Source organism: Methyloversatilis sp. XJ19-49 (genome assembly GCF_024580145.1).
In the GTDB taxonomy this organism is placed as follows: domain Bacteria; phylum Pseudomonadota; class Gammaproteobacteria; order Burkholderiales; family Rhodocyclaceae; genus Methyloversatilis.
This window is the reverse complement of the sequence record NZ_JANINI010000022.1, coordinates 20,974-32,217: the sequence shown is the minus strand read 5'-3', so window position 1 is coordinate 32,217 and position 11,244 is coordinate 20,974. Positions and strand designations below refer to the sequence as shown.

Sequence of the window (11,244 nt, the reverse complement as noted above, 5' to 3'; positions counted from 1 at the left end):
TCGTCGAAAAACGACGGGGGCGTCAATGCCCCCGTGTTGTCAAAGCCCGGCCAAAGCGCTACACCGTCCGCGTTCTGAAAAAAGACCTTAACTGAACGGTATTACCGCTCCGCCCTCGCCGCGATCGTGCAGCGATGGTCGTATTGCAAAGTGCGCATCGCGGCGAGGCCGCCGCTCCCACAAAAACCTCACTGCTCGCCGCCCGCGAAGCCGGCTGACCAGGCAGGGCCAGCAGTGGATCGCCGCTCCCACAGGGCTACTCCCACTGCCGGAACCCACATGGCCCGATCCGGTTCACGCACGAATGAATGTAAATTTCAGTGACGTTACAGTGCTGTAACACGACTGCAATCTTCGCCTGTTGTTGTGTCGGGTCAATGCGGCCGGACTGCCGGCCCGCTGACAACAGGAGAATCAATAATGGTCAGAAAGATTGCAGCCGCCGCGATTGCGGCACTGTTCGTACCGGTCGTGCAGGCGGCCGGCTGGGAAAAGTTGTGGACCTTCGAGCACGGCGCCGGCACCAGCGTCGACGGCCAGACGTCGGAAATCCTCGCCTTCGACAGCCTGAACAATGAACTGTGGGTGGGCGGGCTCAAGGGTGTGGACATCCTGAATGCCGCCACCGGCAGTTTCGTGCAGCACATCGACACCACGGCCTTCGGCGAACTGAACAGCGTCGCCGTCCGCAATGGTGTGGCCGCCTTCGCCATCGCCGCCCCGATCAAGACGGACGCCGGCTCGGTGCTGACCTATGACACCACCAGCCGCAGCTTCCAGCAGAGCTATCTGGTTGGCGCGCTGCCCGACATGGTCACCTTCACCGCAGACGGCCGCATCATGACCGCCAACGAAGGCGAGCCGCTGGCCCGCCCGGGTTTCGACACCATCGAGCAACGCGGCTCGATCAGCATCATCGACACCACGAAGGATTCGGTCACCACGCTGGGCTTTGCCGGCTATGACGGCACCACCGGCCTGGGCCGCGTCGTGACGCCCGGCAGCAAGCCGTCGATCGACTGGGAGCCGGAGTACATCGCCCTGTCGAAGGACGGCCAGTTCGCGATGGTGACGCTGCAGGAAGCCAACGCGGTCGCCAAGATCGACCTCTTGTCGCAGCAGATCGTGTCGGTCACTTCGCTCGGCCTGAAGGATCACAGCCTGCCGGGCAATGAACTCGATACCTCGGACCGCGACGGCCCGGGCAACAGCCAGCTGGCCGGCAACTACCGCAACGCGCCGGTGTTCGGCATGTACATGCCGGATGCGATCGCGTCGTATGCGTCGGGCGGCAAGACCTACTACATCACCGCCAACGAAGGCGATTCGCGCAATCTGGAAGACTTCGTCGATGGCGAATTCAACGAGGAAGTGCGCGTTGGCTCAAGCAGCTACGTCCTGGATCCGACGGTGTTCCCGGATGCAGCCGCGCTGAAGGCGAACAGCAATCTCGGCCGCCTGACGGCCACCACCTCGGGTGGCGATCTCGACGGCGACGGTGATTACGACCAGATTCACATCTTCGGCGGTCGCTCCTTCTCCATCCTCGACGAGGACGGCAACCAGGTGTTCGACAGCGGCAACGATCTGGAAGCGCGCCTGTTTGCCGCCTTTCCGGCGCTGATCGACGACGGCCGCAGCGACAACAAGGGCGTCGAACCCGAAGGCGTGACGGTGCTCGAACTTGGTGACCGCACGCTGGCCTTCATCGGCTTCGAACGGTCGAAAGAGAGCGTCATCGCGATCTACGACGTGACCAATCCGACGGCAGCCACTTTCGTCGATTTCATCGTCGACGCGGATTCGGTGTCGCCGGAAGGTCTCTCAGCCTATGAATTCGGTGGCAAGTACTTCCTCGCGACGGCAAACGAGGTGTCGGGCACGACCTCGTTGTTCTCGATCACGCCGGTGCCGGAACCCGAAACCTACGCCATGCTGCTGGCGGGTCTGGGCCTGATCGGTCTCGCCGCGCGTCGTCGTCGTGGCTGAAACACGGCTGTAACACATCGGCACCCGGGCTTGAGCAAGGTCAAGCCCGGGCGGCAGACGGACGGTTAAGGTGGCGCAGCCCATCTGCCGCCACCCGTCCCCTGCTCTGCCATGACAGAAACGCCGACTGCAATCCTCCCGCCCCCCGCAGCCGCTCCGGCTGCGCCGCTTCCTTCCGGATACCCTGTCGATCGACTGCGCAACAGCGGTCTTGCGCCACTGAAGCTCGCCGGTCGCTCACTGCTGCCCATCGTGCAGGGCGGCATGGGCGTGGGCGTATCGGCGCACCGGCTCGCCGGCAGCGTCGCAGCGCTCGGCGCCGTCGGCACGATTTCGTCGGTCGATCTGCGTCGCTTGCATCCCGATCTGATGGCGCACACGCGAGGCTTGTCGGGCGAGCATGCGAAAGCCGAAATCAACGCTGACAATCTGGAAGCGCTGGCGCGCGAAATTCGCGCCGCACGACAGATCGCCGGCGGCAACGGTCTTCTGGCCGTGAATGTGATGCGCGCAGTGAGTGACTATGCGGCGCAGGTGCGCTGCGCGCTCGAATGCGGCATCGACGCCGTGGTGGTCGGCGCCGGCCTGCCGCTCGATCTGCCCGACCTCGCACGCGAACACCCCTCTGCAGCGCTGATCCCCATCCTGTCGGATGCGCGTGGCGTGCAGCTGGTGGTGCGCAAGTGGGAACGCAAGCAGCGCGTGCCCGATGCCATCGTGCTTGAACATCCGGGCTGGGCCGGCGGTCACCTCGGTGCTGCCAAGGTGGCCGACGTGTCGAACGAGCGTTTCGATTTCGAGCGCGTGCTGCCGGAAACCCTGGCCTGGCTGCGCAGCGCGGGGCTGGAAGGCCGTGTGCCGCTGATCGTGGCCGGCGGCCTGCGCACTCACGACGACATCCGGCGCATGCAGTCGCTGGGTGCAGCAGCGGTGCAGTTCGGCACCGCATTCGCCGTGACCGAAGAATGCGACGCCTCGGACGCCTTCAAGCATGTTCTGGCCGACGCCGGCGACGACGATCTGGTCGAATTCACCAGCGTGGCCGGCCTGCCCGCGCGCGCCGTGCGCACGCCCTGGCTGCAGAAGTATCTTGCGGTGCTGGAGCGCACGCAGGCTGTGGTGCATGAGCGCTCGCGCTGCGCCAAGCACTTCGATTGCCTGGCGCAGTGCGGTCTGCGTGACGGTCTGGTCGGCTGGGGCCAATTCTGCATCGATCACCAGCTGGCTGCCGCCCTGCGCGGTGACCTGAAAACCGGTCTGTTCTTCCGCGGCCGCGGCGCGCTGCCTTTCGGCAAGCGCATCGCCAGCGTACGCGCGCTGATCGACTACCTGCTTACGCCTTTGGCCGCGTGAGCAGGGCGTGGGCCGCCATGCCGACTCCCATTGCGACCACGAACACGATGGCTGGCTGCGACGCCATGCCGAGCGATACCAGCGCCGGTCCCGGGCAGTATCCTGCCAAGCCCCAGCCAACCCCGAAGGTCAGACTGCCGAGCACCAGCGGCGCATCGATCTGGCGCGCGGTCGGCAGTTGCAGGCGTTCGCCCGACCAGGCCACGGTGCGCGACTTCGCCCACGTGAAGGCGGGGAACGCCACCGCGATGGCGCCGCCCATGACCAACGCGAGTGACGGGTCCCACGCACCGGCGAGGTCGAGGAAGGCAATCACCTTGGCCGGATTGGCCATGCCCGACAGCAGCAGGCCGATGCCCAGCACGAGTCCGGCGAGCAGGGCGATGAAGGTTTTCATGTCAGGCTCCTGCCAGATGACGGACGAGATAGACGGTGACGAAACCGGCACCCATGAAGGCCAGCGTGGCCACCAGCGAACGCGGCGACAGGCGCGACAGGCCGCACACGCCATGACCGCTGGTGCAGCCCGAGCCGTAGCGGGTGCCGACGCCGACCAGCAGGCCGGCGACGACCAGGGTCGCCGTGCCGGCGTCGGACTGAACGACGGGCAGCGCGGCGAACAGCCCCCACACCAGTGGCGCCGCGAGCAGGCCGACGACGAACGCGATCCGCCAGCCCGTGTCACCCGGAGCCGGTCTGAACAGCCCGCCGACGATGCCGCTGATGCCGGCGATGCGGCCGCTGCCCAGGATCAGCAGCGCTGCCGCGAGGCCGATCAGCGCGCCGCCGGCCAGCGAGGTCCAGGGCGTGAAGGCGTCCCAGGCGATGTTCATGTGTGTGCTCCGTGTGGCACCGCGCAGAAGCGCGCATGCAGGGTGTGCATCAGCGCCAGTGCGTCGTCGCTGGCGATGCGGTAATGGATGTGCTTGCCGTCGCGCCGCGTGCTGACCAGCCCTTCGCGCCGCAACACGCCCAGCTGCTGCGACAGCGTGGGTTGCGCAATGCCGAGCCGTGTTTCGAGTTCGCCCACCGAATGTTCGCCCTGCGCCAGCTGGCACAGCAGGATCAGCCGGTCATCATGCGCCAGTACGCGCAGCAGTGCGCAGGCACGGCCGGCGGTGGCGCGCAGCGTGTCGAGATCGATGACCGTATCGGATGTGCTGTCCATCCAGACAATATATCATCAAATAAATTATATCAAAGTAAATTGAAATGAGGCAGTGCGGTCGCGCAAGCGGCCGTTCAGCGCGATGATGCGCGTTGCAGCCTCCTCACGAACCGATGACCCGTCCGATGACATCCGATCTTCCCGCCCTGCCCGATGCCGCGCACAGCAGCGACCCGCACCTGAACCTGATCACCACGCCGGTGCGCAGCCTGATCCGGCGCGCACCGATCACCGTGTCGCCCGCGACCACGATTCGCGACGCGGCCACGCAGATGAGCGCGCAGCGCGTGTCGTCGGTGCTGGTGGTCGAGGCGGGTCGGCTGATCGGCGTGGTGACCGACCGCGACCTGCGCAACCGTGTCGTCGCGCAGGGGCTGGACAGCGCGCGGCCGGTGCTCGACATCGCCACGCTCGATCCGCTGACGATGGATGTGCGAAAGCCCGCCTTCGACGCCCTGCTGCTGATGGCGCGCCACAACATCCACCACGTGCCGGTGATGGACGGCGACAGCGTGGTCGGCATGATCACGGCGACCGACGTCAGCGCGCAGCAGAATCTGTCGGCGGTGCACCTGGCGGGCGACATCTACAAGCAGACGAGCGTCGAGGGGCTGGCCGAGGCCGCCCTGCAGGTGCGCGCCCTGCAGCAAAGTCTGGCCGGCGCCGGCGCCACCGCCTACAGCACCGGACACATCATCACCGCCATCACCGATGCGCTGACCTGCCGTCTGCTGCAGCTGGGCGAAGCGCAATTCGGTCCGCCGCCGGTCGGATACGTGTGGGTGGCCGCCGGGTCGCAGGCGCGCAACGAACAGACGGCGAAGTCGGACCAGGACAACTGTCTGGTCATCGACGACGCCTACGATCCGGTCGCGCACGGCGAGTACTTCCGCGCGCTGGCCACCTTCGTGTGCGACGGTCTCGACGCCTGCGGCTACATCCACTGTCCGGGCGAAATGATGGCGATGACCGACCCATGGCGGCAGCCGAAGGCGCGCTGGGCGCAGTACTTCCGCAAATGGACGACGGAGCCGGAACCCAAGGCGCTGATGCTCACCTGCGTGTTTTTCGACCTGCGCGCCATCCACGGACAGACCGCGCTGCTCGAAACGCTGCGCGAGGATGTGCTGGCGCGCACGCGCGGCAACCGCATCTTCCTCGCCTACATGGTGGGCAATGCGCTGAAGCACCAGCCGCCGCTCGGCCTGTTCAACCGCATGTCGACGCTGCGCTCGGGCGAACACCGGGGCACGCTGGATCTGAAGCACAGCGGCATCGTGCCCATCGTCGATCTGGCGCGCGTCTATGCGCTGGCCGGCGGCCACGCCGCGGTAAACACGCATGACCGGCTGGCCGTGGCCGCGGCCAGCGGCGAAATCAGCGAACAGAGCGCGCACGATCTGCGCGACGCGCTCGAATACATTGCCACGCTGCGCATCCAGCACCAGGCGCGTCAGATGGCGGGTGGTGCCGGTGCCGACAACTTCCTGAAGCCGGACGAACTGTCGAACTTCGAACGCGGCCAGCTGAAGAACGCGTTCGGCGTCGTGCAGACGCTGCAGAGCGTGCTCGGCCAGCGCTATCAGGCCGGGCGCTTCTGAACCGGCCGGTCACGTGCTGTTCCGGCACTGACACTGCGCACCTGCGGCAAACGACTTATTGCCGCCGCGGCACGCCCGACCGAGCATCCAGCCAACCTTTCAAGCTGGAGTTGCCATGAGAACCGTTCGTCAGTTGTACCGGTATCCGGTCAAGGGTCTGTCGGCCGAACCGCTCGGCGAAATCGCGCTGCGTACCGGAGAAGGCGTGCCGCTCGATCGGCAGTGGGCGCTCACCAACGGCAGCTGGACCTTCGACGCCGGCAGTTATGCGCCGCGTCCGAAGACCGATTTCATCGCGCTGATGGATCACGCCGCACTTGCTTCGCTGGCCACCCGCTACGACGACACCGGCAACTGCCTGCACGTCAGCGCACCCGACGGACGCCATCTGCGCATCGATGTCGATGACCCAGCCGACTGCAGCGGACTGGCGCGCTTCATCGCACAGCACATCAACGCGCGGCTGGAAGGCCCGCCGGCCTTCGTCAGCGGTGAGGGCTTCCGCTTCACCGACGTCAGCGTGCTGTCGCACGGCATGATGAATGCGGTGTCGCTGATCAATCTGGCCACGGTGCGCGAAGTCGGTGCAGCGCTCGGTTCGGACATCGATCCGATGCGCTTTCGCGCCAACATCTATATGGATGGCGGGGAGCCGTGGGAGGAATCCGGCTGGCTGGACCGCGAGGTTCAGTTGGGTGAGGTGCGCGCGCGGGTCGTCATGCGCACGCCGCGCTGCAGTGCGACCAACGTGAATCCGGTGACCGCCGAGCGCGACATGACGCTGCCGGCGACCATGATGGAGCGCTACGGCCACCGCGAATTGGGCGTCTATCTGCAGGTACTCAACGGAGGAACGATCGCGCAGGGTGCCGTCGTGACGCCGCTGCCGTAACATCCGGGCACAGCCGCAACGGGAACGCCGACCGGCACTTGCGGGTCCGCAGTGACGCGGGCACACGGTGCGCCCTCGCTTCGCCGACTAAGGACACGATGCTACGTACCCTGAAAGACCTGTTCGACAGTTTTGCCGCGCCGGCGCCGCTTGACGCCGCCGCCACCGAACATCAGCTGCAGCTGGCCACCGCAGTGCTGCTGGTCGAAGTGATGCGCGCCGACCCGGACATCGGCGACGCCGAGCGCGCCGCGGCCATGACCGCGCTGCGCGGCAAGTTCGCCCTGACCGATGATGAAATCGAGCGCCTGATCGAGCTGGCGACCACGACGGCGCGCGAGGCCTACGACTATCAGCGCTTTACGGCGCTGATCAATCAGGCCTTCGATGCCGAGCGCAAGGCGCACATCGTCGAGCTGATGTGGCAGGTCGCCTACGCCGACGGCCATCTGCACGCCCATGAATCGCACGTGATGCGCAAGGTGGCCGATCTGCTCTACATCCCGCACGCCGACTACATCACCGCCAAGCTACGGGCACGCGACGCGGCGGCGGCCGCCTGATCGACACGCCACGGTCATTGCACCGGTCTGCGCTGCACCGCAGAATCGCGGTTCTTCCTGACGCCACCGGTCATGCCCGCACCCGCCGCGCACCTGAAACTGCCTGCCGACCTGGTCGCCTGCCACGAGTGCGACCTGCTGCAGACCGAGCCGGCACTGCTGCCCGGGCAGACCGCGCGCTGTGCGCGCTGCGACGCCTTTATTGCACGCAATCCGCCGGACAGCCTCGACCGCACACTGGCGCTTACGCTGACTGCACTGGTGCTGTACGTGATCGCGAACGCCTGGCCGCTGGTCGGCCTCGACATGCAGGGTCGCGTGGTCGCGGTGACGCTGTTCGAAGCGGTGCAGGTGCTGTGGCGCGACGGCATGATGCCGGTCGCTGCGCTCGTGTTCGGTACCGCCATCCTGTTTCCGCTGCTCGAGCTGGTGATGATCCTGCTCGTGCTGGTGCCGCTGCGGCTCGGGCGCGTGACACCGCGCATGGCGCCGTTCTTCCGGCTCGTGCGTTCGCTCAAGCCCTGGGGCATGGTCGAGGTGTTCCTGCTCGGCATGCTGGTGTCGCTGGTCAAGCTGTCGCATCTGGCGACGGTCATCCTCGGTACCGCGTTCTGGGCCACGGCTGCACTCATTCTCGCGCTCACCTTCGCCGGCCGGGCCTTCGACACGCGTTTGCTGTGGCAGACCCCGCTGTCCGACGAAGCGGCTGGCGTCCTGGTGACGAGCCGATGAGCCGGCGCGCGCTGACCGCCCGCGAGGCCGGGCTGCTGAGCTGCCATGTGTGCGGTCAGCTGGCGCGCCCGCCCGAAGGCGCGGTGCACAGTCTGCGCTGTCCGCGGTGCCGCGCGCCGATGCACCTGCGCAAGCCGGCCAGCGTGTCGACCACCTGGGCGCTGCTGATCGCATCGATCGTCATGTTCCTGCCGGCCAACCTGCTGCCGGTCATGACCACCACATCGCTGCTCGGCAGCCAGCAGGACACGATCATGAGCGGCGTCGTCTTTCTGTGGCAATCAGGTTCATGGCCGCTGGCCGCGGTAGTGTTCTTCGCCAGCGTGATGGTGCCGCTGCTGAAGATCATCGCGCTGGTGTACCTCACGCTTTCGGTGCAGCGCCGCTCGACGCAGAACCTGCTGCAGCGCACCCGGCTGTACCGGCTGGTCGAATTCGTCGGCCGCTGGTCGATGCTCGACATCTACGTGATCACGATGCTGGTTGCGCTGGTGAGCTTCCGTGGATTGGCGACGATAGAAGCCGGCCCGGGTGCCATCGCCTTCGGCGCCGTCGTGGTGCTCACGATGTTCGCCGCCATGAGCTTCGATCCGCGACTGATCTGGGACCCGCTGGCCGGCCGGTCTACTGACCCCCACCCTGCACACCATGACTGAACCCGAACTGCCGACCGCCACGGTCGACGCACCGCGCCGCTTCCGCATTCCGCTGGTGTGGATCATTCCGCTGGTTGCGCTGCTGATCGGCGTGTTCCTCGCCGCGCGCGCCTGGTACCAGCAGGGGCCGACCATCACGATCCAGTTCATCAGTGGCGCCGGACTGGAGCCGGGCAAGACGCGCATCAAGTACAAGGACGTCGATGTCGGCCAGATCAGCGCGGTGGCGCTGGCCGACGACGGCGCGCACGTCATCGCCACGGCGCAGCTGGTGCGCGAAGCGAGCCGGCTGCTCGTCGCAGATACCCGCTTCTGGGTGGTCAGCGCGCGCGTATCGGGCAGCGCGGTGACCGGTCTGGGCACCTTGCTGTCGGGCGCCTATGTCGGCATGGACGCCGGCAAGTCGACCGAACCCGGTCGCACCTTCGTCGCGCTGGACGAGGCGCCGGTCATCACGCTGGACGTGCCCGGGCGCGCCTTTGCGCTGCATGCCGAAACACTGGGTTCGATCGATGTCGGCACGCCGATCTACTTCCGCCGCATCCCGGCCGGCCAGGTCACCGGTTTCAAGCTCGACGACACCGGTCAGCACCTCGACATCCAGGTGTTCATCAAGTCGCCGTACGACCGCTACGTGACCACCGACAGCCGATTCTGGAACGCCAGCGGCATCGACGTGAAGCTCGGCGCAGAGGGGCTGCAGATCAACACCGAATCGGCCACGTCCATATTGGCCGGCGGGCTGTCGTTTGAAACACCGGACGGCGGCGATGCCGAACCGGCGCCTGCCGGGCTCGATTTCAAGCTGTTCGGCACGCGCGCCGAAGCGCTCAAGCAGCCCGGATCGGACGCCCAGATCGTGCAGCTGCGCTTCACCGAAAGCGTGCGTGGCCTGTCGGTCGGCGCACCGGTCGATTTCCGCGGCACCCAGATCGGCGAAGTGATTGCGCTCGAACCCGATGTCGATCTCGACGCTGCCGACGTCGGCCTGCTGGTCGATATCGCGGTGTTCCCCGGCCGCATGCGTCCACGCACCGGCGGCAAGCCGGATGACGATTTCGACGAAGCCGCCTTCCGCACCTTCGTCGACCGCCTGGTGGCGCGCGGCCTGCGCGCGCAGCTGCGCAACGGCAATCTGGTGACCGGCCAGCTCTATGTGGCGATGGATTTCTTCCCGCCGGCCGGCAGTCAGAAGGTCGACTGGGCGGCGCGTCCGCCGCAGCTGCCGACCCAGCGCGGCAGTCTGGACGAACTGCAGGCCACGCTGTCGCGCATCGCCGGCAAGTTCGACCGCCTGCCGCTGGACGACATCGCACAGGAGACCCGTGCCGCGATCGCCGGGCTGGCGCGCGCGGTCGAGCGCACCGATCAGCTGCTGCAGCGGCTCGACGGCATCGCGTCAAACGAAGTGAGCGCCGCCGTGATCGAAACGCAGCGCACGATGGCCGAGGCGCGCGCGGCGATCGCCGATACGCGCCATCTGCTGTCGAGCGACGCGCCACTGCAGCAGGACCTGCGTGACAGCCTGCAGGAGCTGTCGCGCGCGGCGCAGTCACTGCGTCACCTGACCGACACGCTGGAACGCCACCCCGAAGCGCTGCTGCGCGGCAAGCCCGAGGAGAAACCGTGATCTGCCTTCGCTCCCTGTGCTTGATTGCCGCCGCTCTGGCGCTGGCTGGCTGCGGCAGCTCGCCGCCGGTGCGCTACTACACGCTGGGCGCCGTGGCTGCGCCGGCACCGGCGCAAGCCGATGCGCCCAGCATCGTCGTCGGTCCCATCGGCCTGCCCGAAGCGGTGGACCGGCTGCAGATCGTGCGCCGGATCGACGGCACGCGCAGCGAACCGGCCGACGGCCACCGCTGGGCCGGCTCGCTGAAGGCGGAAATGGGGCGCCGGCTGGCCGCCGCGCTGGCCAGCGAGCGCGGTCTTGCGCGCGTCGTCGCCGTGCCGCAGTCGAGCATCGCCCGACCCGACTACACGCTGCCGGTCGACGTGCTGCGCCTCGATGCCGACGGTTTCGAGCGTGTGACGCTGGACGCAGTATGGACCTTGCGCCGCGACGGCCGCGATATCGCCAGCCGGCGCTTCACCGCCAGCGAAGCCATCGGTACGGCCAGCTACGAAGCCCTCGCCGCCGCCCACGGCCGACTCATCGACGCACTTGCCCGCGACATCGCACAGTCGGTCCCCGCGGCCACGCCGGCACGTTGAACAAGCCCCGCGACAAGCCCACCGGACGTTGTGCGGTGAGCGCCGCGCCGCACCCCTCACTCTGCCCGCGCGCCGCCCA

Annotated in this window: 12 protein-coding genes; 9 read left to right on the top strand and 3 right to left on the bottom strand. The window is 67.2% G+C overall.

Annotation, left to right across the window (positions count from 1 at the left end; all coding sequences use genetic code 11):
- The first annotated feature begins 420 nt into the window (after positions 1 to 420).
- Both NMQ16_RS18560 and NMQ16_RS18555 read left to right on the top strand, forming a co-directional pair.
- The gene (locus tag NMQ16_RS18560; RefSeq protein ID WP_257082480.1) at positions 421 to 1,989 is read left to right on the top strand and encodes a choice-of-anchor I family protein; all 1,569 of its coding nucleotides are present in this window, start codon (positions 421 to 423) and stop codon (positions 1,987 to 1,989) included.
- Positions 1,990 to 2,100: 111 nt separating this feature from the next.
- Entirely contained in the window at positions 2,101 to 3,342 is a 1,242-nt protein-coding gene (locus NMQ16_RS18555) for a nitronate monooxygenase family protein (protein WP_257082477.1), read from the top strand.
- On the opposite strand, the gene NMQ16_RS18550 is transcribed toward NMQ16_RS18555, so the two are convergent.
- The 3 genes from NMQ16_RS18550 to NMQ16_RS18540 are packed head-to-tail and all read right to left on the bottom strand — an operon-like array spanning position 3,323 to position 4,510.
- Positions 3,323 to 3,739 (bottom strand): DUF6691 family protein, encoded by a 417-nt coding sequence (locus NMQ16_RS18550; protein WP_257082476.1) that lies wholly within the window; start codon positions 3,737 to 3,739, stop codon positions 3,323 to 3,325. The two genes, NMQ16_RS18555 and NMQ16_RS18550, sit on opposite strands and share 20 nt — an antisense overlap.
- Position 3,740: 1 nt before the next feature.
- The gene (locus tag NMQ16_RS18545) at positions 3,741 to 4,175 is read right to left on the bottom strand and encodes a YeeE/YedE family protein (protein ID WP_257082475.1); all 435 of its coding nucleotides are present in this window, start codon (positions 4,173 to 4,175) and stop codon (positions 3,741 to 3,743) included.
- A complete protein-coding gene (locus tag NMQ16_RS18540) occupies positions 4,172 to 4,510 on the bottom strand; it encodes a helix-turn-helix transcriptional regulator (RefSeq protein ID WP_257082474.1) in 339 nt (112 codons plus the stop codon). Before NMQ16_RS18540 ends, NMQ16_RS18545 begins: the two co-directional genes overlap by 4 nt.
- Positions 4,511 to 4,635: 125 nt before the next feature.
- Here NMQ16_RS18540 and NMQ16_RS18535 point away from each other — a divergent pair, with 125 nt between their 5' ends.
- The 7 genes from NMQ16_RS18535 to NMQ16_RS18505 all read left to right on the top strand — a co-directional run bounded on the left by NMQ16_RS18535 (position 4,636) and on the right by NMQ16_RS18505 (position 11,165).
- Entirely contained in the window at positions 4,636 to 6,111 is a 1,476-nt protein-coding gene (locus NMQ16_RS18535) for a putative nucleotidyltransferase substrate binding domain-containing protein (protein ID WP_257082472.1), read from the top strand.
- A 115-nt stretch (positions 6,112 to 6,226) separates the two neighbouring features.
- Entirely contained in the window at positions 6,227 to 7,003 is a 777-nt protein-coding gene (locus NMQ16_RS18530; protein WP_257082471.1) for an MOSC domain-containing protein, read from the top strand.
- Between the two features lie 98 nt (positions 7,004 to 7,101).
- The gene (locus NMQ16_RS18525; RefSeq protein WP_257082469.1) at positions 7,102 to 7,566 is read left to right on the top strand and encodes a TerB family tellurite resistance protein; all 465 of its coding nucleotides are present in this window, start codon (positions 7,102 to 7,104) and stop codon (positions 7,564 to 7,566) included.
- Between the two features lie 72 nt (positions 7,567 to 7,638).
- Entirely contained in the window at positions 7,639 to 8,298 is a 660-nt protein-coding gene (locus tag NMQ16_RS18520) for a paraquat-inducible protein A (RefSeq protein ID WP_257082468.1), read from the top strand.
- 11 nt (positions 8,299 to 8,309) lie between these two features.
- Positions 8,310 to 8,954, top strand: a complete 645-nt coding sequence (locus NMQ16_RS18515; RefSeq protein WP_373566816.1) for a paraquat-inducible protein A — start codon at positions 8,310 to 8,312, stop codon at positions 8,952 to 8,954.
- Positions 8,947 to 10,584: an intermembrane transport protein PqiB gene (locus NMQ16_RS18510; RefSeq protein WP_257082466.1), complete on the top strand. Its 1,638-nt coding sequence runs from the start codon at positions 8,947 to 8,949 to the stop codon at positions 10,582 to 10,584. The genes NMQ16_RS18515 and NMQ16_RS18510 overlap by 8 nt, the downstream gene beginning before the upstream one ends.
- Positions 10,581 to 11,165 (top strand): PqiC family protein, encoded by a 585-nt coding sequence (locus NMQ16_RS18505; protein WP_257082465.1) that lies wholly within the window; start codon positions 10,581 to 10,583, stop codon positions 11,163 to 11,165. The genes NMQ16_RS18510 and NMQ16_RS18505 overlap by 4 nt, the downstream gene beginning before the upstream one ends.
- Positions 11,166 to 11,244: the final 79 nt, after the last annotated feature.